Annotated in this window: 28 protein-coding genes and 3 pseudogenes; 29 read left to right on the forward strand and 2 right to left on the reverse strand. The window is 29.7% G+C overall.

Translation table 11 applies throughout. The features are described 5' to 3' along the window. Positions 1-106: 106 nt before the first annotated feature. From BLA33_RS04975 to BLA33_RS05095, 25 genes and pseudogenes are all read left to right on the forward strand, one after another. Positions 107-799 (forward strand): DUF1357 family protein, encoded by a 693-nt coding sequence (locus tag BLA33_RS04975; protein WP_075226655.1) that lies wholly within the window; start codon positions 107-109, stop codon positions 797-799. 12 nt (positions 800-811) lie between these two features. Beyond that, entirely contained in the window at positions 812-1,369 is a 558-nt protein-coding gene (locus BLA33_RS04980) for a DUF228 domain-containing protein (RefSeq protein ID WP_029362537.1), read from the forward strand. A gap of 6 nt (positions 1,370-1,375) precedes the next feature. Then, complete coding sequence (locus tag BLA33_RS04985; RefSeq protein ID WP_029347022.1) at positions 1,376-2,164, forward strand: DUF228 domain-containing protein; 789 nt, start codon at positions 1,376-1,378, stop codon at positions 2,162-2,164. A 15-nt stretch (positions 2,165-2,179) separates the two neighbouring features. Then, a complete protein-coding gene (locus tag BLA33_RS04990; RefSeq protein WP_031490397.1) occupies positions 2,180-2,755 on the forward strand; it encodes a DUF228 domain-containing protein in 576 nt (191 codons plus the stop codon). 19 nt (positions 2,756-2,774) lie between these two features. Beyond that, positions 2,775-3,734, forward strand: coding sequence for a hypothetical protein (locus BLA33_RS04995; RefSeq protein WP_075226656.1), 960 nt, complete (start codon positions 2,775-2,777; stop codon positions 3,732-3,734). Positions 3,735-3,762: 28 nt separating this feature from the next. Beyond that, entirely contained in the window at positions 3,763-4,215 is a 453-nt protein-coding gene (locus BLA33_RS05000; RefSeq protein ID WP_029347000.1) for a DUF3890 domain-containing protein, read from the forward strand. Next, positions 4,215-4,598, forward strand: a complete 384-nt coding sequence (locus BLA33_RS05005; protein WP_012621387.1) for a DUF1506 family protein — start codon at positions 4,215-4,217, stop codon at positions 4,596-4,598. Before BLA33_RS05000 ends, BLA33_RS05005 begins: the two co-directional genes overlap by 1 nt. Next, positions 4,586-4,972: a hypothetical protein gene (locus tag BLA33_RS05010; RefSeq protein WP_012621385.1), complete on the forward strand. Its 387-nt coding sequence runs from the start codon at positions 4,586-4,588 to the stop codon at positions 4,970-4,972. The genes BLA33_RS05005 and BLA33_RS05010 overlap by 13 nt, the downstream gene beginning before the upstream one ends. Beyond that, positions 4,969-5,538, forward strand: a complete 570-nt coding sequence (locus tag BLA33_RS05015; RefSeq protein ID WP_029347001.1) for a DUF764 family protein — start codon at positions 4,969-4,971, stop codon at positions 5,536-5,538. The genes BLA33_RS05010 and BLA33_RS05015 overlap by 4 nt, the downstream gene beginning before the upstream one ends. Next, on the forward strand, positions 5,519-6,640 hold the full coding sequence (locus tag BLA33_RS05020) for a DUF787 family protein (RefSeq protein ID WP_075226657.1): 1,122 nt from the start codon (positions 5,519-5,521) through the stop codon (positions 6,638-6,640). The genes BLA33_RS05015 and BLA33_RS05020 overlap by 20 nt, the downstream gene beginning before the upstream one ends. A gap of 13 nt (positions 6,641-6,653) precedes the next feature. Further along, the gene (locus tag BLA33_RS05025) at positions 6,654-7,082 is read left to right on the forward strand and encodes a DUF1463 family protein (RefSeq protein WP_012621352.1); all 429 of its coding nucleotides are present in this window, start codon (positions 6,654-6,656) and stop codon (positions 7,080-7,082) included. A gap of 15 nt (positions 7,083-7,097) precedes the next feature. Further along, positions 7,098-7,553 carry a DUF1473 family protein gene (locus tag BLA33_RS05030; protein ID WP_029346947.1) on the forward strand — a complete coding sequence of 152 codons (456 nt, stop codon included), beginning with the start codon at positions 7,098-7,100 and terminating at the stop codon, positions 7,551-7,553. After that, a complete protein-coding gene (locus BLA33_RS05035) occupies positions 7,550-7,786 on the forward strand; it encodes a DUF1322 family protein (protein ID WP_012621361.1) in 237 nt (78 codons plus the stop codon). Before BLA33_RS05030 ends, BLA33_RS05035 begins: the two co-directional genes overlap by 4 nt. A 7-nt stretch (positions 7,787-7,793) precedes the next feature. Further along, positions 7,794-9,095: pseudogene (locus tag BLA33_RS05040) on the forward strand (DUF759 family protein). Between the two features lie 21 nt (positions 9,096-9,116). After that, positions 9,117-9,797 (forward strand): DUF792 family protein, encoded by a 681-nt coding sequence (locus tag BLA33_RS05045; protein ID WP_029346948.1) that lies wholly within the window; start codon positions 9,117-9,119, stop codon positions 9,795-9,797. 3 nt (positions 9,798-9,800) lie between these two features. After that, a pseudogene (locus tag BLA33_RS05050) lies at positions 9,801-10,748 on the forward strand (DUF693 family protein). An 11-nt stretch (positions 10,749-10,759) separates the two neighbouring features. Then, positions 10,760-11,305, forward strand: coding sequence for a DUF777 family protein (locus BLA33_RS05055; RefSeq protein ID WP_029346949.1), 546 nt, complete (start codon positions 10,760-10,762; stop codon positions 11,303-11,305). A 29-nt stretch (positions 11,306-11,334) separates the two neighbouring features. Further along, positions 11,335-11,668: pseudogene (locus BLA33_RS05060) on the forward strand (hypothetical protein). Next, positions 11,665-12,543 (forward strand): DUF276 domain-containing protein, encoded by an 879-nt coding sequence (locus BLA33_RS05065; RefSeq protein WP_075226658.1) that lies wholly within the window; start codon positions 11,665-11,667, stop codon positions 12,541-12,543. Before BLA33_RS05060 ends, BLA33_RS05065 begins: the two are co-directional and overlap by 4 nt. Positions 12,544-12,547: 4 nt before the next feature. Continuing rightward, positions 12,548-13,150, forward strand: coding sequence for a DUF735 family protein (locus tag BLA33_RS05070; protein WP_029346952.1), 603 nt, complete (start codon positions 12,548-12,550; stop codon positions 13,148-13,150). Between the two features lie 9 nt (positions 13,151-13,159). Then, positions 13,160-13,981: a DUF685 domain-containing protein gene (locus tag BLA33_RS05075; protein WP_029346953.1), complete on the forward strand. Its 822-nt coding sequence runs from the start codon at positions 13,160-13,162 to the stop codon at positions 13,979-13,981. A 74-nt stretch (positions 13,982-14,055) separates the two neighbouring features. After that, on the forward strand, positions 14,056-14,253 hold the full coding sequence (locus BLA33_RS05080) for a BlyA family holin (RefSeq protein ID WP_029346954.1): 198 nt from the start codon (positions 14,056-14,058) through the stop codon (positions 14,251-14,253). Positions 14,254-14,256: 3 nt separating this feature from the next. After that, on the forward strand, positions 14,257-14,604 hold the full coding sequence (locus BLA33_RS05085; protein ID WP_029346955.1) for a BlyB family putative holin accessory protein: 348 nt from the start codon (positions 14,257-14,259) through the stop codon (positions 14,602-14,604). Next, positions 14,594-14,929 carry a BlyB family putative holin accessory protein gene (locus BLA33_RS05090; protein ID WP_075226659.1) on the forward strand — a complete coding sequence of 112 codons (336 nt, stop codon included), beginning with the start codon at positions 14,594-14,596 and terminating at the stop codon, positions 14,927-14,929. The genes BLA33_RS05085 and BLA33_RS05090 overlap by 11 nt, the downstream gene beginning before the upstream one ends. Then, on the forward strand, positions 14,922-15,275 hold the full coding sequence (locus tag BLA33_RS05095; protein ID WP_075226660.1) for a BBA14 family lipoprotein: 354 nt from the start codon (positions 14,922-14,924) through the stop codon (positions 15,273-15,275). Before BLA33_RS05090 ends, BLA33_RS05095 begins: the two co-directional genes overlap by 8 nt. Positions 15,276-15,401: 126 nt before the next feature. Here BLA33_RS05095 and revA read toward each other — a convergent pair whose 3' ends face one another. Beyond that, a complete protein-coding gene (revA, locus tag BLA33_RS05100) occupies positions 15,402-15,893 on the reverse strand; it encodes a fibronectin-binding protein RevA (protein ID WP_029347010.1) in 492 nt (163 codons plus the stop codon). A 159-nt stretch (positions 15,894-16,052) separates the two neighbouring features. Here revA and BLA33_RS05105 point away from each other — a divergent pair, with 159 nt between their 5' ends. Further along, complete coding sequence (locus BLA33_RS05105) at positions 16,053-16,697, forward strand: Mlp family lipoprotein (RefSeq protein ID WP_075226661.1); 645 nt, start codon at positions 16,053-16,055, stop codon at positions 16,695-16,697. An 83-nt stretch (positions 16,698-16,780) separates the two neighbouring features. On the opposite strand, the gene BLA33_RS05110 is transcribed toward BLA33_RS05105, so the two are convergent. Further along, the gene (locus BLA33_RS05110; protein WP_075226662.1) at positions 16,781-17,794 is read right to left on the reverse strand and encodes an ERF family protein; all 1,014 of its coding nucleotides are present in this window, start codon (positions 17,792-17,794) and stop codon (positions 16,781-16,783) included. 544 nt (positions 17,795-18,338) lie between these two features. Between BLA33_RS05110 and BLA33_RS05115 the strand changes: the two genes are divergently transcribed. Genes BLA33_RS05115 through BLA33_RS05125 form a run of 3 tightly spaced genes read left to right on the forward strand, consistent with a single transcriptional unit; the run spans position 18,339 to position 20,725 of the window. Beyond that, complete coding sequence (locus tag BLA33_RS05115) at positions 18,339-19,433, forward strand: plasmid maintenance protein (protein ID WP_075226663.1); 1,095 nt, start codon at positions 18,339-18,341, stop codon at positions 19,431-19,433. A 9-nt stretch (positions 19,434-19,442) separates the two neighbouring features. Continuing rightward, entirely contained in the window at positions 19,443-20,000 is a 558-nt protein-coding gene (locus BLA33_RS05120) for a DUF226 domain-containing protein (RefSeq protein ID WP_029346972.1), read from the forward strand. Continuing rightward, positions 19,976-20,725, forward strand: coding sequence for a ParA family protein (locus BLA33_RS05125; protein ID WP_029346973.1), 750 nt, complete (start codon positions 19,976-19,978; stop codon positions 20,723-20,725). The genes BLA33_RS05120 and BLA33_RS05125 overlap by 25 nt, the downstream gene beginning before the upstream one ends. Positions 20,726-20,748 lie beyond the last annotated feature (23 nt).

The following is a 20,748-nucleotide window of genomic DNA, read 5'->3' on the forward strand; positions in this document are numbered from 1 at the left end:
CTTTACAGCAAATATAACGAGCTTATGCAAAGCAGTTCTTTCACTAACGAGGAGCGAGCTATTTTAAAAGAAAAACTATTCTCATTTTGAGAAAAGGAGTTAAAAAGTGATTGAAAATGAAAAAAAAGAAATAATTGAGGAGCAATTTAAAGAAGAACAGCAAGTTAAAGCTGATACTAAGATTATAAGTTCTAGTGAATATGAAGAGTATATGCGCCTTAAAGAACAAGTAAATGCAAAACCCAAAGAGATAAATCGTGATTTAAGTATAAATGAGCGAATAACAAAAGAACTTGCAGAAGTTGAAGAGAGAGAGCGTGTTGAAAAGCAATTATTACTAGAGGCAGATCGTATAAATGAAATTGATACGCTGGCAAAAGCACATCTTAGCAATCATTTCAATAAGGAAGTGCTACTTGCAAAAGGATACACTCTAAAAGACATTATGCAAGCGCAACGCAGAGAACTTGTTCGCAAATTTGTTCCAATTGAGCAAATTAAAGCTATTTCTAAAGTAGCAGACATAACCCATATTGATGGGGAGATACTAGAACAACTTGTTTCTTTAGCTAAAGTCAACATCAAGTTAAGAAAAAATGCGAATAGCAATTCTTCTTCTGTTGATTCTATTAAAGGCAATATTGTTACTAAATCAGAAGAAAGAGTAAGTTTGCTTGATTCTAATTTTGTTCCAATTAATTTTACAGAATTTGTACAAGCTATTAGTAATACTTACAAGCAAAGACGAATGCAATTTTATGAAAACTTGAAAAGAAATAAAAGAATAAGTATTGCGTAAAAGGAGTTTTTAATGAGTGATATTACTAAAATTAAACAAGAGTTTGATAAAAAAGTTGCCGAAATACGTGCATTAATGAAAAATCCACAACAAGACACCGGTTTATTAGGTAATTCTTTAGAATTTAGAGATAAAAACTTAATTTATTCCAATTCTGGTGGAGTTCTCACTAGTAGTAAAGACAAAATAGAAAATTATCCTGCTAAGGGTTATCCATACAAGCGTGGAGTAAAGCTTAGTTTTAGTGCTGATGGTACAACAGAATTTGAAGTTGAGGCTGGTGGTGGTGAAGACTTATATGGAATATGCACTGATATAGATGAATATACTGGTATGGCAACTGTAATTCCAATTACAAACAATTTTACCGGGTATTTAACTTTTAAGAAAAATGGAAACGGTGTAAACCCGGGGGATAAGCTGCATTTTAATCAACATGGTGAGCTTGAAAAGACCACTGGAGCTGATAAAACTATTAATGCCATAGCGCTATCAAAAGTACAGAAATTAACTGAAGAGTTATTTATAGTACTTGCTAGTGTTTTTGGAAATAGAGCTATAAAAGGGTAGTAAATTATGGTAGCAAAAGGTAAAGGGCAAGGGAAAAGTCTTGAGATTGATGATACTTCACAATTGAGTTTAGAACCAGAAGTTTCACCGGCTGCTCCCAGGGCTAAACGCCAAGCAAGACAAGCCGAAGATAAACAGGCAAAAGATCCTTATCTAGATTCAGGTAAAGAACTTGATGATATCCTTTTGAAATTCAAAAAATATGCAAAATCAATGAGTTCGATTGAAAATAAAGTTTTTAGCAGTTCTAATGGTTGTTTTCAGTCAAAAAATGAGCGAGCTGATGCTTATATATTTGCATGTTCAAGTTTTACAGACAAAATAGAGAAATACTTTTACGATCCAAAAAATAGTTTTCCATACAAGCGCGGGGTCAAACTTGTTCTAAAAGAGAATTCTGTATATGTTGAGGTTGGTGCTGATACTGATCTATATGGCATATGTGTTGATGTATGTGAGTTTAGTTGCATAGCATATGTTTTGCCAATTACCAATAACTTTGAAGGATACCTTGTAACAAGAAACCCAAATATAAAAGCAGGAGAAATATTAGGCATTAATGCTGATGGGGTTATTATCAAGGCTGGAGGTGGACGTCCAACTGTAATTAATGCGTATGCATTATCTGATTCATTTACAATCAATTTTGTATCTGAAGATAAGGGTTCAAAGCAGGCTCAAGCTAGAGGGCCCAAAGAAAATTATTCCATCAATTTGATAAAAGTTACAGTTTTTGGCAATAGAGGACTTGAAAAAGAAGTGTTTGCTCATGCTGTTTCGGGCGTAGGGGGATAAAAAGGAGGTAATTGAATGGTAAATACAACACAATTAGTAAAAGATTATCAAGAAAGTCGTAATAAACTGGAAAAGTTTATGAAAAATCCACATCATTATGCTGGTTTGCTTAGTAATTCTTTAGAGTTTAGAGACAAAAACGTGCAATTTTTTGCTTCTGGAGGTACTAGAACCAGTAAGTTTGACAAACTGGAAAATCACCCATTTTTGGGGTATCCGTACAAGCGTGGGGTCAAAAGAGTTATTCAAGAAGAAAAAGAAAATGAAATTCACTATGAGCCTTATGTTGAGGCTGGTGGTGGTGAAGACTTATACGGAATATGTGTTGATATAGACGAGTTTAGCAAAACTGCAACTATTGTTCCAATTACAAATAACTTTGAAGGGTATTTAGTAGCAAAAGAAAATGGCGTTAAAGCAAAAGATAAACTCTTTTTTAATAAAGATGGAGAATTGGAAAAAATTAATGGTTCTGAACCCCCAAATAAGGCAACTATTAATGCAATAGCATTGTCTGATGCAAAGAAAATTAGCAATGATGTTTTTTTAGTTAAAGTGTCAGTATTTGGAAATAAGGCTGTACAAAAATAATTAGTTTTAGGAGGTAAAAATGGAATTATTTGATGAAAATTATTATGCAAAAGCAGTAGCAAATATTATAGGAGAAGTAAAAGATCCTATAATGTATAAATGGTTCTTCCCCGAACAAATTGAAGATGTTGATCTACAAATGGGTTATCAAAGGACTGTAAAATGGGATGCGTTTCTAAATGCTAACCCTACAACTATTGCCAATGAAGTTAATACTATTTCAACTATTGGATTTAGTTCTGAAGTAGTGAGGCTTAACTACTTAAAATTACAATACAAGTTTAGACATTTAAAACAAGCTTCTGAAAAATTTTATACTTCAGATTCGTATATTGGAGATATTAATAATAATTTATTACCATTTGCACAAGCTTATAAACTTGCAAGTAATGAAATTATAAAACTTATTAATCATTTTGTGCTAACTGGTACCGTTTCAATTCAAAAAGATGGTAAAAATCAAAAACGTTTACTACCTAATATGTATGGACCTCTTAACATGCCAGATCAAGTAAAAGAAGAAGTTCAAAATGGTAATAAGGATAAGATGGATAAAATATTTGAAAAGGTTGAAGCAGGACTTTCAAAACTAGAGCTGGGCGATGAATTTTCTACACCTATGATGGTAATAGTTGACCCTGCAACTTCCTTAAAATTGGTAAAACCATACTCTTCAGATCAATTTCCTCCGATTAGTTGTGAGAAATGGGAAGATGTTTTGATCCAGACTATTAAAGCCATTAATAATAGAGAAGATGTTTACATTGAAACTTCAAACTTGCTAAAACATCAAATACTCGTTTACCCATTAAATCCGGAACTTATAAAGTTTAAGCCTAGTAAGTATATGCTGCCTACTCCTAATGAACAAGTTGATAAAGACTCAACTGATATTGCTCATTCATACATTGATTTTGTTTTAGGCGGGCTGCTTGCTACTAAAAATACCATTTTGCAGGTTGAAATAAAACAAAATTAGTTAACAAATATTTAAGGATTAGTTAAAAATGAGTGAACAAAAAGACTTGCAGGCTCAAATTAAAAGTGTAGAAGAGCTTTTAGTAACCAAACTGCATTCTGAAGTATTGTTACTGTTGGGAATAGATAAATTTGCACTAAGTAGGCAAAATTTTCTACTTCATTTATCACTGCTTCAAGCAATTCTAGTAACACGTGGTATTGATTCTAGTTCGCTTACATATGAACAAATATTTTTGCTTACCTTCTACCACATGGGGTGTCAATTAAGAAAGCAAGGGATTGTTCGTGAATTTGAATTTGAAAGAATAAAAAAAGAAAAATTCAATGAGCTTGAGCTTGACTATTATCCAGGTGGTAAAGGAGTAGAAGAAGGCGGTGAAAGTTGTGCATCAAGTAAAAACTTCTGTTTGCAGCTTGATTCATTTTTAGAAAAGCTCAAGCGAGATACTTCAACACCATCTTGTATGGGGGTTGTTTAATGAGTGGTATTAGAAAAAGACTAGCAGATATGTCTTTCCGCATGATTAATGTCTTTAAGGATCCTGAGCCCTTAAGGTTCTATAAAGCAAACATTATAAAACTTGAAGGAGATGAGTCTTATCAGCGAATATTTAACAAAAATGAGTACACTGAATTTATTGGGGTTATTATTGACATAAAGCCACAAGAACTTGCGGCTTTACATGATTCTAATTTATCCGATATTCAAGGTTATTCTAAACTTTACACATATGCAAATCTCAACTATGAACTAAAGGATAGAATATCAATTTCAGATTTAGTTTATTATGAAATATTTAGCATTGACTCTTCAATTGGGTACTTCACTCTTGTCTTAAAGGAATTTATATGGATGACTTAAAGATAAGTATTCAATTAGAAATTGGCTGGTTTGGGGGTCGTTCTAATATTGCTAGAATGCATGAAAAAGGGAGCACTAAATTACCGATAAGAAAACATTTAACCAAAATTGCTGGTAGCGCTGAATTTAGAGAATATATCAATAACAGTTATATAAATTCTAAGTTTAATATTGATCCTAAATCTGGAATGCATGCTATCGGCGAAGCTTTTATTAGATACTATGAGAATTATGTACTATCGGGGCAAGTAGTACCGCGCTTAAAAGCTAGCACAATCAAAAGTAAATTAAAAAAAGGTAGCAGCACCGCATCAATCCCACTTGTTGATACATCTAAAATGTTATCAGAACTAACTTATAAGGTGCTTGAATGATTGTAACTTTAGATATAATTGTGAATTATTTACTTAAAATATTTCAAGGATTTAAGTCATATGCTGCTTTAAATGATTTTGAATGCGATATTATAAATACTTACAACCATCCATATCTTTCAAATATTACAACTGCTAGTCCTAATATAATAGCATTCAAATTTGATGGTACACAAAATCTATTTGATCATAACTCTAAAACTGGTGCATTTTATAAAAATGCTTTGGAATTTAGCGTGAATTTTCAAATATATATTATTGCAATAGTGTTGAATGATAGGGATTTTGATGCAAATTCACGCATGTTGGTACTATATGGACTGCTTAGCGAGTTTATGCATAAAAAAACACACAATTATACGTTGTCTAATCCACATCAATCTGAATATGTTACTAAAATAAGCTTTTACATTTACCCAATATCAAATATGCAAACAGTTGGACTGATTAATTTGGGTACAAAGTATAGCAACCATGCATACAGCGTATCTGGAGCATTCAATGCTAGTGTAAAAGTAACAGAAATTTTAAAAGGGGGATACCAAATTGCCACAAGATACAATTAGTGTAAGTTTAGTTACTTCTAGGATTCAAACTAGCAGGCCCAATTATTATAATCCACTTTTGGTCTACAAAACAGCTAAAATCAAAGTTAACAAAGATGTTGCTAACTATAAAACATTGAGTTTAACTGTTAATAACTATGAACAACAAATTGAAACTTTAGAAAAAGATAATGGAGATAGTAATAATCAGTTTGAAAAAGAAAAAACGCTACTAAAAACCGCAATGTCTGATTTTTTCAACTCAAGTGAAGAGTCCTTAAAATCAGCTGTGCTTTTTATCTATAAGGATAAGCCTGAAAAACTAAAAAATTACCTTAAGGAACATAGGCACTCTTTTGTTGTGCTTATTAATACCCAAAGTGACAATGGGGATTCGGATGATGGATTAACTGTTTATAAGGACGACTATGATAAGTTCAAAATGATCTCAACTTTTTTTGTATTTTCAACCAAAGAACAAGAAATAAAAGGAATTTTCAATAATGGTAAAAGTAATGCTGATAAAACAAGAAATATTGTTGTTTATTCTAGCAATAAAGACAATTTGCATCTTAAATTTATAAGTGCATATTTGCATCAAGCAAGTATTTCTCATTCTGTTAATCCTTATGGTATGCCATTGGCTGCTGTACCACTTGTTGATGACACTCTAATTGGAAAGTTAAGGACTGCAAAAATCAACTTTTACTCACTTCTTAATGAAACTGGTCTTGATGGTGTGTCTGCTTTTAAAGAGGGGGTTGATCTAGCTGGAAATTCAATAGACGAGCTTTTTACGTATCATTATATAAAAAACGAGGCCATTATTGAGCTTATTCGAATTTGGAACAAAAACAATAGGCAAAACAGCAAATTATCTGAACTGCAACTTAGTGGGGCTAGGGACAATGCATATACTTCTGCAATTGAGTGCATGTTAAAAAGGTTCGTTGATAGGGGATTAATTATTCAGTATAAAGATTTAAAACTGATTTTATCTCCATCTTCAAATCTTAAATTGGAACTTAGTGTGAATATTACTTATAACTTTAGTATTAATACTGTTGCTTTAGTAATTACTTCTCAAGATATAGTTGATTATCAAAATAGCTTAAGGGTATAAGGAGTGAAAAATTATGCAATTTTATGATTTACGCGAAGTTTACTTTTCAATCGGTGGCAGACAACTGCATAGTGGTAAGTTAGAGCTTACAAGTGAGCCTACAACAAGAGCAGTGGTTAGTAATGAAGACAAGGGAATGCCCGTAATAAGCTTGAGGGATCCTAAAACCATAACTTATATTTTCAATATTGAAGTTACTCTAGGTAGTTATGACTATATTTTGTTAACTGAAATTTCAGACGATCAGTTTTATAATATGGATGTTAGCAAATATGATAAAATGCTTGATTTAGTATTCAATGATAGAATTGCTACCAAAATTATTACTAACTACGCAATTTTTACTGAAGAGCCATCAAGAAGTTATTCAGCAGAAGCCGAAAAAGTTACTTTTGAAATTAGAGCCATTAATTGCCAAAAAACCAACCCAAATAAAAATTAAAAGGAGATTCTCTTCATGATAATGAGATATAAAATGAAAATTTTAACTAAAAACAAAACCTATGAATACCCACTTAGAGTATTGCCGGTCTATGAATGGGACAAGGTACTTGGATTTAATCAAAGCGACGCTGTTTTTAAACTTAATGAGGTTAAATACTTAAGAGAAATTACAAGCTTAATGATAAGTCCAAAATTTCTAGATGAATTCTATGTGATTTTGGATCAAAATAGAGAATTTATTTCTTATTATAAAGACTATCTTGTTGCAATAATTTACACTGCACAATTCAATACTTTTCACATAGATAATGATCTAAAAACCCCCGCTTTAGTATATTTGAGTGAGTATGAAAATAATGTTGGTGATTTTGTTAGTTTTGACTATATCAATGAAAATTTTGATTATGAAAAAGTAGTCACTTCACTTTCATCAGTTACATCAAATTCTAATAAACTGGTTGCTAAATGAGCAAAATAAATAAAGATATTGATAAAGCTATTGCAAGTCTTAATGAGACTAGAAAAAAGTATTTTAACTTGCTTGACGAGATAAAGAACGACAAATACTTTTTTCCAGTAATTATGAATATTTGCTCATACGACTCTGTGAAAAAATTGCCTTATGACGAGCTTTTAGAGGTCAATAGAGTTGCTGAGATTAAATTAGAAAAAGAATTGTATGAATTAATTTTAAGCAAATGAGGGCTCAATGAGCGACAAATTCACCATTAAATTTAAGGGCATTCTTGATCATGCTGCAACAAAAAAGGCTATTGAACAAGATATTACCAAAATGGAAAAGTATCTTAAACCTAAAAAATCTGGTTTGGGTAGTACTAAAGATATTGTAAAAAATAATTTGTCGGACAAGAAAAAAGAACTAAGTAGACAATCTAAATTTGAAAGTTTAAGAGAGCGTGTTGAGAAATATAGACTTACACAAACTAAAAAACTTATAAAACAAGGCATGGGGTTTGAGAAAGCTAGAAAAGAGGCTTTCAGAAGATCTTTAATGTCTGATAAAGACAAAAGACGTCTTGAATACAAAGAACTTGCAAAAGAATCAAAAGCAAAAAGTAAAATGCTAGCAGCCTCTCAAGGAAAAGGACTTGTTGCCAAAATTGCAATAGGCAGTGCTCTAGGAAATATCATTGGCAACGCTATGAGTAAAGCAGCAGGAGGACTTTTAGGATTTGCTAAAAAAGCGGTTGAGGAAAAATCTAAAACGAATAGAGCGAAACTTCTCAACAGTGCGTTTTTTGAGAAAGATGAACGGAATACGATTATGGGAACTCTTAAGGGGATGAAAGGATTTGAGCGCGACTTAGAAAAAGAAGAGTTTTTAAATCAAGCAAGTGTCTTTAAGGGTACTCTAAGAGACTTAGGCATGTTAAATCTAGATAATTTTAAAAAAACAGTAAAGTTTTCAGCTGCGCTTAAATCTAGTGGCGCTCACTAGTTTTCAGCTGCGCTTAAATCTAGTGGCGCTATGAGCGGCGAGGATGCTGTAAAAGCTGTTAATAGTCTGCTTAGTGGAGAGGGAGATGAGCTTTTTGATCTACTAAAAAAGTCGGGGGTTGGAGACAAATATATAGAAGATGCTAAAAAAGCTTGGCAAAGTGGCGCCGAAGTAGATCTAGAATCTAGAATTACTAAGCTAGTTGAAATGTTTAATGATTTTAAATCTTTTGGCCTTACGAAAAAAGCAGATACGAAAGAAGAGATTGATAGCAATTTGGCCTCAGCTGAGCAAACTCTTTCAAACTTAACCACCACTGTTTTGGATCCAGTACTTAAATTCATTAACATGGTCACTAAATACTTTGAGAACTTTTCTTTTCAAACTCATGTTATTCAGCCTTTAATTAAAGGATTAAGAAAAATGTTATACAAGGCTGCGCCCTGGTGGTTTAATGATCCTGATCTAGACCCCCCTCCTCCTAAAAACAACACTGGCAGTGGTGGGCCTTCTGGGGGGAACCCTGAGGATATGGCAAACACTACCCCATAATTTTGAAAAAGGTAATTACTTATGGACATTGACAATAAAAATATTATTAATAATAAAACAATATCGCCTACAGAAAAAGAAAATTCTACAGACATTATAAATACAACTAATGACAATGGCGAAAAGAACAAAGAAAAGGAAATGTCGCATGCAGAAATATTTCAAATCATAAAAGATGTGGCAACCCAAATATTTGCTCTCTTTGGAGCAGATAACTTTTTAGCGCTATTCCCACGACCAGATTTTAGAGGTTTCGGATATGTGCCACAATTGTTTTTTATAAAGCCAAAAACCCAGCTAATAACACGAACTTACAACACTAGTTGCTCTAAACGACCAGTTATCAACTATTATGATAGAAAAGCAGAATATGTAAGCTATAACCCCGTAATGACTGGAGAACATATTTCATTAAACGGTGGAGTACTGACTTCTCTATACAAAGAAATGCTTTCACCACTCAAAATGACTGTTTTTGGCAATTCTTTGCTCCGTTTTGACGCCCACCTTGTAAAAGAACAACTAGCAAATAGACTGCAAGCGCAAGTTCCTTTTACTATCTACAGTCCAACTTTTGGCCTAAAAGAATTAGCTATAATTACAAGTCTTACGTTTACAAACACTCCCTTTATTGATGAAGTTGAAGTAAGTCTTTCAATAGAAGTAGTGAAAACATTTACATTAGAAAAATATAAAGGATAACCTATGTTACTAAGTTATGATTTTAAAATTGAATTTTACGATGTAGATAAATCAAAAAAATCAACTGATGGAATCCCTTTTCCAGAAGAAACTCCTAAAATTATAATCAATACACAACATGGAATTCATGTTGATATTTCCATATCCAACGTGTATTCAAATATTCATACTATAAGTTCCAAACAAGCAAAAATTGTACTTTGGAACTTGCCCTTAGACTTCAACGACCATATCAAATTTGGAGATATAGTAAAAATACATTATAAGAAATTTGCTCATGAGAAAAAATTTGATTTTATAATGGCGGGGACTTTGGGAACTCCCATGAGCACTGATTATCCCGGTGGAGATTTTAGTGTAGAGCTTGATGTTCGTTTATTAACTAAAAGCAACTTCTTCAATCGCAAATTGGGGGGCAAAGAGGGTAAAAGCTTTAAAGGTAAAACGGTGCAAGAGGCAATAGAATCTGTATTTCCTAATCGCAATATCATTCGTATGGATGAAAAAGATAGACTTAAAGTCATTGACAAAAATATTTATGCCACAACACCAAAAGAGTTTATTGACAAAATAAAAGGGGTATATGTTCATAACGTAATAGCTGATATTGGTACTGGTTTAAAGGGAAATGATTGCAATATTATATTTACTAATTATAAAAAAGGGGGGGAAAATGTTCACTACTAGGCATTAGAAGACTATGGACTTGAGTTTATACCACAACAAGAAATTACTTTAGGAACCACACTCAAAATAAATCTTATATTTTGGAACGCCAAAACATTTTACACACATAAGCTAAATGTTGGTGATAAAGTTTCATTTATTGATGGACTAGGAAAAATGATAAAAACCACCATAAAAGAAACAAGCGCAAGCCTTAGTAACACGGGAGAGTGTTCACTGATACTTAAGCTAGAGGATGACTCTAATAGAAAACGTAAAAAGTAAAAGGGGTTAGAATGAGTGAAGACTATGAAATTTATAGAATGAACCAGCGCCTTTATGGTCATGCATTGGCACAAGAGGACATGAAAAATTGGATTTATTCAAATATTTTCATAACTCAAATTGGCACTGTAAAGGAATTTAAACAGCAAACACAAGAGGCTGTAGTTACAATACCAGAATTTGAAGACTTAGAAATTCATACAAAAAATATATCTAATATCAATTTTGAACTATCAAAAGGCGATTCTGTTTTACTACTTCAATCGAGCATTAATATTTTTGATAAAAATGATGATATTCATTTTGACAAACATCATTTTTATATACTTAGCGCAATTAGTCCAAAAACTTTAAATTTAATTTCTGATACTGTTAAGATAAAAGCAAATAGTAGAATTGAAATAGCCAACCAAACAACTAGCTTGAAAGAAATTCTAGATAGTATTATAAGTGCTATCAACGGTATAACTATCATAGGAGATTCAGTAATTGACGAGGCGAGCTTAAGAATAGCAACCTCTAGAATTTCTGCTAATATCAACAGCTTATTTAAGTAATTTTTGCTAAATATGGTATAATTATTAGTATGGATTTAAGAATTGGAAATAATTTTGAATTGGTATTTAATAAAGATTTTTCGCTTGTTGATGGAATTGACGAGCAAAAACAAAAATTATTTATATTCCTAAAAACCTTAAGAGGTGGTTTAAGCTATGCTACTAATTGGGGACTAGACTATTTCTTGCTTTTGAAACTTTTAAAAATTAACAATCTTCAAGCTGTAAAAAACTATTTTTATGAAATATCTAAAGATCTTAACTTAGATATAATCAATATTGCAATTGAAATACAAGACCGTAAAGTACATATATTCTTTTTTTTTCCCGGGCGATGTTTTAAACATGGAACTTGATTTATGAGCATTGTTTTTGATTCTGATTTTGGCATTCTAAAGCGTACAATTAAGGATATAGTACGGACCAAAAGAGAATACTTACGAGTAAATTATGGGATTAACATTGATGACAGCAATAGCTCTATTTACAATATTATTGCATCTTCTTTAGCATTAATTGAAGAAGAAATAATTAATGAACTTAATCTATTTTTTTCGAAAATGAAACCGGGTGGTACTTATTGGGCTGCTATTGAAGAACACATTTCTTCTAAAAGCACAACTTACAGCGCAGTTCGCAATGCTTTACTTAATCTTAATGGGATAGAACATGCTAATATTAAAAGTTCAGCTGGCAAAGCTAATATATATCTGATTCTAAAAGAAGATTTACTAGACACTAATAAAACTAATATTAACAACCCCGAATTTAAGGCTAAACTTTGGGAAACATTATATCTAACAACTCCTAGTGGGACTTTACTTGATGGAGACATAGAAATTGATGGACTCAACTCAACCGGGCAACTTAAATCCTACAAAATATCCCTAGGAAAAAGAAAACATGTTTATATGAAAGTAAAGTATAACCTCGATCTTAAAAACTATCTCTACTTAAACATAGACTCTCAAATTAGAAACATATATTCTAGGATTATTTCAAATAACTATTCTGATATGGGAATTAGCTTTGAATATCAAGACTTTTTTGCTCCAGTCAATGAAGTAAAAGGGATTAAGTTTATGGAAATTAAAGTTTGTGTTAAAGATACAGACACTGAAAGTATTTCAAAAATCAGTGATAGCGATTTTCAAACAAATAAAGATATTGCTATTAATGATGACACAATGCTGCTTTTCAATACAACTGAACGATTACTTATTGACATTGATACTTGAAATTATGAAAATACCTAAATTTTTAAAAGACACTGAAATTCAAAAATTTATACGAACAGAAATTGAATATGCACAAAAGCTGCTTAATGAGCTTAAAGCTCTTAATTCTAACTTTATATCCATTGATGCAAAAGAAAATATCAAATCAAGATATATTGCCATATGGATATCTCAAGTCTTATCAATTTTTTATGCAAAAACTCAAACCCTACAAAGTATTACAAGTAATATCAATAGTGTGATTTTTGCTTTACGTCATATTGGTACTGATGAGTCATTTAGACTGATTTTTAAGGCTTTTTTGAATGTGGATATTTCAGTTACTACACCTGAAGCCGGTGTTATTAATATCTCTTTAAAAGGGGCAATAAAAACAAACTTTACTACATTTATTTCACCTAGTACAAAATGCAAGCGGTCTAAAAAGATACTAATTAGAGAAAAGAAAAAGGGATACGCTGCATCTAAAAAGGCTTTGGTATTTAATTCACTTCCTAAGGGTTATGATCATTCAATTTATGCTTTTATAAAGGGGATTATTCCTATTGGCAGAGTTCTCAAAATTAACAATAAAGATGGTGCAAATATTATAACTTTTAACAATTAAGGAGGCTTTATGGCTGAGGATCAAGAAAAATTATTAATTGATGAAGAAGAAACAGTTCAAATCAAAGATTTGAATAAAGTAACAACCGTTAATAACACTGATCTTTTACTACTTGATGATGGAGTTGCAAGTAGCAACGCTATTACTTATGAAAATTTTTTGAAAACCACTAAAGATAAAACATTTAAAGGTGAAGGACTAGGCTATTTTAAAGAGATAATTAAGTCTACAATTGCAGAAGAACTTCCAGCTGATGAAGAGTTTGTAGAAAAAATTTATGCTAAAATAACAGACAAACTTATTAACAACGATTCCACTAATATTTCTAACCTTTTTAGTAAAATAAAATCACGTCTTACAGATAGCATATCATCAGCTACTCTATCTAGATATGACGATCTTTTGATAATGCCTAATTCAAGCACTATTCAAAAAACACCCGTTCCCAAACAACTGCTAGGAGTACCATCTGATTTTTCACATGGAAGAAGGTTTGCCTATGGATCTACGCTTTATTCGTATGAATACAAGGATAAATCAATAACTATTAAGTTGGAGAACAACGCTGACAATGCAACTCTTATTTTTTATAAAAATAATGATAATGACCCCATTTACCTTGATATTGAGCTTGACGTAGAACACTATAGCAATACGTCAATTAAAGCACTATATCTAAAATATTCTGATGAAAGTGAAAAAAATATGATTTACGAACAATCAGACGCCCCTCGAGCACTATCTAGTAGATTTCCCATGTATAAAGGATGGTATATCCAAAAAAGAATCTACATATCAGGAAATCCAGCTCCAGTTCTTTTGAAACTGTAAACTTTTTTAGCAAAAATTACAGTTTTGGTATATAATGTATATACAGATAAAAAATTAAAATAAAGGATTGAAAAATGGATACTATTAAAATCACTGAACTTCTTATAAATTTAAATGAAATTAAACTTATAGCCGTAATGATTTTTGTAACAGTACTAGTTTTAGGAGTGTTAATTCTTCTCAAGCCATTACTAAAAGACATACTATCCATAGTAATAGGCAAACTTTTTAGAAATGGCAATGGGAATAATCATGTCAAAAAAAGAGATTAACCTATGAAATTATCTAAAGACAATCTTGGAATTGGAATTAAGTCTATATCAAATCTTATTGAAATATTTTCTAAATTTGAAGATGAATTTGATGAAATTGCACATAAAGGGTTTTCTTTAGTTTATGAACTATATGCTCATTATGCATTAATTTATAAAGAAAATATGGAAAGACTTGAGAGTGCATTAACCCCAACAATAACCAAAACACTAGCTCCAATAAATAAGAAAATCAATCACTGTATTGATCTAGTTAATTCTAATGAAAAAAATCTAAAAATATCTAATGATCTGAAATTCAATCAAGAAGGAAAACCTATCTATAAGGAAAGAACAAAGAATGCAAAATAATACTATTGGTTTAGGGCTTAATTTACTATCTAGCTTAACCGACATAGCTAAAACTGATACTAACATAGATCATAATTACATTAATACTTTTAATAGGGTAATAGATTTTTTCTACAAAACATATATTGAAACACTAAAAGCTATGGAAACAGCCGAATCAATGAAAATATTTGAAGAAATACAAGATATCTTAAAATACAATATTGAGATAATAGAGGCTATTTCTACTAGCAAAAGTAAGAGAATTATCTCCTCATTGAAAGCAAAACGCAACAAAATTATGCAGGAGTATATAAATATCCTTAAAAGGGGTGAAAATGCTTAAATTGGTAAACTACTTATTAATTACTTTTCTGCTATGTTGTACTACCATTGCTAGCCTACCAGACGAACCAAACCCGCCAATTATTCAAACACTAGGAGCTTTAGCTAAATATGAAGCACAACTATCAGATTATGTTATGTATCTTGTAACATTTTTATCAAAAACAAAAGTAAAAGTTAATGATCCAAATTATCCAGAATATACTTATCCCAACTTATCAACACTAAAAGACGAACACTCAATAACTTCAATAAAACATAATATCAAACTACTTTTAGAGTATATTCAAAAAACAAAACCTATAGCTAAAAAAGTCTATAATCAGTATTCAAAATTAAAAATGTAAATTACAAAAAGGTTTTTCTTGCAAGAACTTATACTTTATATTAATCAAATTAGCTTTTACAATAGAAAAAAATCTAATTTAATCTAATATCTAGATTTTAACATTTTCAATATGAATATTTATTAATCAATTAGTACCTTCTTCTAGGAACTTTATTATTTTATCTATCTGTTCTACAGCTTCTTTAGACATTTCTGCTCCTTTGCCAGCAGTATTACTTCCACTAAACTTTATAGTTACTCCAACCAATTTTGCTTCTTTCCATATCTTTTCTTTTTCCTTGTCCTTATCTGAAAAACCCTCGATTCTTTGTTTAGCTGCTTTTAAAGCTGCTAATTTAGCTGCCAATTTATCTTGAAATAGGCTTTGCAACTTTAATAGTTTTTCTTTAAGCTCCGCATCACTCACATCCTTTAGGCTTTTTGTTAATTTATTTATTTTATCTTTATACTCTTTAAAGTTGTCATATTTAGAATCATTTTTAAGATTTGAAACAGATGAAAGCAATAAATCTATTTCTTTATTTTTTTCTACATACTTTTTTCCTACATCCGCTTTGCAAGCAATTATAAATAATGTTGATACAAAAAATAATTTCAATAAATTTTTATTTTTCATTAGTTACTCCTATATTTAATAATAATTAAATAAAAGCTAGCACAGCATTCGAAAATATAAATCTTTCAATTAAAATCTTTAAAAATAGGATCTATACTTACAAGAATAAACTTTTTTATTAATTAATATATTGTATTGAAGATAAAAAAAGGAGTAATAATGAAAATTATAAATATATTATTTTGTTTGTTTTTAATTATGCTAATCGGCTGTAATTCTAATGATAATAACACTTTAAAAAACAATGTTGAACAACAATCAAAAAGTAGGAAAAAACGTGATTTAAGCCAAGAAGAAGTACAAGAAGAGAAAATTGCTTTAACTGATCAAGAATTAAAATTATTTAATTCATTGGTAAATGCGTTTACACATACAATTGAAAAATTAACCAATCAAATAAACGGGTACAATGATGGAAACAAGAATAAATGTACTGATTTCTTTGATTGGCTTTCTAAAGATATTCAAAAGCAAAAAGAATTAGTTAGTGTCTTTAAAAAAGTTTATGATTTCTTAGCATCAAAAGCAAAAGCAAACAATGAAGACTTTGATACTTATGTTCAAGGGGCTATTGACTGTAAAGTAGCTAAAGACAACAACAAATTTAATAATCATAATAATAATCATCATAACAATAAATATGGGAGCGGCGATGGAACTAATGAAGTAGAGCAATATTTTAGAGGCGTCGCTGAAGATATGTATAGTAAAAATTCCAATGAAGAAATTTATCAATACCTTAAAGAAGAACTTTTAAAGACAGATAACCACTATTCTGGTCTTACATCTAATTGGCAAAACTAAAACAGTGCTTAATTGCACATTCTTGATTATTATGCGTATAGCAAGCCCCCACAATAAGGGGGCTTTGCTATACAGGTGTATTGCTATGCTGCAAATATATAATCAAATTGTTTATCTTCTTTTAACGTACAAAAGAATAATAGCGGGCTAGGGCCATAAGAAGTCCTCTTAAACGCCATAAACTTTTCAAAATCTTGTAAATCCTTTAATCTATTATTTCTCTTAAAATAGTCTTTTATAATCTCCGCCCAATAGTTTATACTCTTAAAATCACTATTTTTCTCAAAATGCGCAATTAAATCAGCTTCAATTTTCTTGATATCATCAACATTATTGGGGTCTATTTTCTGAATAAAACTGATTTTTTGAATAATTAAGTTTATATTATCTTTTGTTTTAGCGCTATTTACCCAATTTTTTATATTAGACAACGCTTCTTTAAAAACCCCATAATAATAAAGCCTATCTTTTTTTTGTTCTTGATTAATATCTCTTTTCTGGTTTTGAATAGTGTTATTTTTTTGAATTTGATTAATCTCTTGTTTTTGTTCCTTTTTTTGTTTTTGTTCTTGATTGATATTAACTTGCTTGTTGGGCATAGAATTCCCGTTTTCATAATTATTGTAAATAGGGGCTGAATCAGTATCCACTTCACTTTCTATGTTAAGACATGCAACTAAAGCGTACCTTTTAAAATAAGTAATAGCTGAACCAACTAGTTGTGGCGTTGTATTTACACTTTTAGACCCATTTTCATTATTCCATTGTAAATTTTCTGTAAGTATTGGTGTATCAAAAGACTCTTCATACCCACTGATTGTGCTGTAGAATGTGGTCCTAACAACATGAACTCTACCATATGGATCATGTGTAAAGGTTGGGAATTGCTCAAAATCAAGCTCCAAATTGTGCTTATTAATAACGTTTTTTATTTCTCTAACTATTTCGTTAAAATTCTGATATTTGTATCCATATCCTTTAAGACTTTTGTCAATACCTGGTAAATTCATTTTTAGGGTTTTCATATCTTTTCTGAAGCTTATTTTTGCTTGTATATTATTTTGAATATTTTCTTGATTTTTTTCTATGTGTGACATAATCGTCAACCTCCTTTAATGTTAATAACAACTATATAGCAAAAACTATTTTTGCCAACTTTTTTACAAAAATTTTTGTAAAAAAAATAGAGCTTAGCTAGATTCTCTTTATAAAAGAACTAAGCTAAGCTCTTTAAATTATTTCTTGGCAAATTATCAAATAAGGTAGTCAAACTGAAACACGTTCAAATAACTACGCTAATTGTAATATAGACTAACTTAGAACTAAAATCAAATTGGGATTATTACAAAAAAATGAGGGCTTAGCTAGATTCTCTTGTTAAAGAACTAAGCTAAACCCTTACATTACATTTTTTGCAAATTAACATTAAAGGTAGGTAAACATATGAAATGTTTCACTACGTTATTTGTAGTGTAGCCCATTTTAAAATTAAAATCAAATTATTTTCTGTAATTTACAAAAAGTGTATTTTATTAACAAAATTAATAATTAAATTTAATATTTTTTTAAAAAGTGTTTACTTTTAATTCAAAATTTTGCATTATATTATTAATTATTATTAAACATTAAAGGAGAAAACTTATGATAAAAGTTTCAACCAATAAAAAAAGTCCAAATTACCTCAACAAATTACAAAATAAATTAATAGTTCTTACTTCAACACTTAATTACGTAAACAAGAAATATCCAAAATATACACAAAAAACCATACTCTATTACTTTAATGAAAATCTAAAAAGAAATGGTCAAGCTACTACTACATTAAGAACATTGCAAAAATATCTTTACAAATTAGAAAAAGAAATAAAAGTAACAACAAACTACTACCAACACATGGGGGTAAATTGTGGTACTGAAATTTACTATCACCTCAATTGTGAAAAAAATGAATGCCACTTTAAAATCAACCAATATTTTCAAGAAAAAAAACACTCTAGATTTAAATCAAGAGCTATTAACTATCTTAAAGACAAATCTCTAAAAAAGGGTAATGTAGAGTTGGAGAAATGTTTATGTAATAAAAATAATAAAAAAGAAGAAGAAAGTAATAATAAGATAGAAAAGTTTCAAATAATAAACTATTTCAATAAATGCAACTTTAAAAGTAAAGAAATTCTTCAAATTTTATTAAATTTAGATATTAGTAAAGATAAAAAAATTGAAATAATTAAAGCTTTAAAGAGATTTGAAATTAAAGCAATAAAAAGTAAAAATATACATTTTAACAAAAATTCTTTTAAAGAAAATCAAAATAAATTAAAAGAAACTTTAAAAAAGACCAAAAAACAATTAGAAAAAAACGGATACAATGCCGAACAATTGGAAACAGAATTTAAAAAAATATATGAAAATTACAAAAATAAGCCGCATTTTATTATTGAACATCAAAAATATAACGATTTACGCAAAATAACTTTCAAATTAGAAAAATTGATTGAATTGAAAAAAGAAAATTCACAAAAAGATTATGAGCATATAAAGATAAATATTTTCAATATCCTTATTGAGCGATTGCGAAAACCGGCAAATATTGAAATTATAAAGCCAATTATAAAAACATATTTGAATAGCAAAAAGAAATTAGAATATAATAAAGTATTTGGTATATATCATGATGAATTATTAGAAATAATAAAAAATAAAAATAATTCTTTAATTTTAAAAAAAGTTGTATGAGAATTTAGTATGGAAAGTGCGCCAGAACCTATAAAAAAAGGAAAATGTAAAGTTGAATGCCAAAATAAAGAACGATTTATTTTGGTTGAAAAAGAAAATGGTAAAGCAATGTACCATACAAAAATAATGATGGACGTTTATAAATTTGGAGTTTATGAGAAAAAAAATGAATTTAGAGTGTCATTAAGGACCTTGTTTAATGGAGAAAGAATTGTTGAGGAAACACATTTATACCCCATTAAAGAAGGGGATAAATTTATTGGAATTTTTTACGGTTTTAGAAAACCAATAAAAAAAGCTATTGTAAAGTATCAATTAAACGGAAATAGAAAATCTTATGGATTTGCACGGGCATATTATATGGAAGTTAGATTTAAAGCAGGCAGTGTTTTTTTTTACTTTAAGGGATTATACCGCTTACTAGATAAAGAGAGAATGAATAACCACTACAACAAAATATTATTTAGTATGTTTACAGATTTAGAACAAAAAGTATATGAATTTTATGGGAAAAAATACCCAGAACAAGGACCACTAACAAAATGGATAATAAAAAACCTAAAATAATAACAATTGCGTCAATTAAAGGCGGCGTTGGCAAAAGTACAAGTTCGATAATATATGCAACCTTGCTAGCGCAAAAATATAAAGTATTATTAATAGATATAGATACTCAAGCATCCACTACTAGTTATTATTATGATAATATACAAAAATCTAGTGTAGATTTGCGAAAAAACAATATATATGAAATTTTGATAGAAAAATTAGATATTAATCAATCAATTGTTAATGTTGCGAATAATTTAGATTTAATACCCAGTTATTTAACTTTACACAGCATAAATGCTTTTGGCTATAAACACACTTTTGATGAATTTAGATTAAAAAATGAGCTTAAACACTTATATGTTGAGTATGATTTTATTATAATTGATACTCCTCCAAGTTTGGATTTTACTTTAACCAATGCTTTGGTTTGTTGTAACTATGTCATTGTTCCCTTGACAGCAGAAAAATGGACAGTTGAAAGTTTTGATCTTTTGAAATTTTTTATGAAAAAAATAGGTTTAGAATTACCTACTTTTTTTATAATAACGAGATTTAAAAAAAATAATACACATAAACAATTATTGGAAATGCTAAACTCTAAAGAAAATTTTTTAGGAATGATATCGGAAAGAGAAGACCTAAATAGGAGAATTGCGAGTAATTCTCATTTTGATTTTCAAATGGATTATATAAAAGAGTATAAAAACTCATTAATGAATTTTTATACAAAATTAAAATAATTTTAATTATTTGTTCATCGCGT

Source organism: Borreliella garinii, from assembly GCF_001922545.1.
Taxonomy (GTDB): domain Bacteria; phylum Spirochaetota; class Spirochaetia; order Borreliales; family Borreliaceae; genus Borreliella; species Borreliella garinii.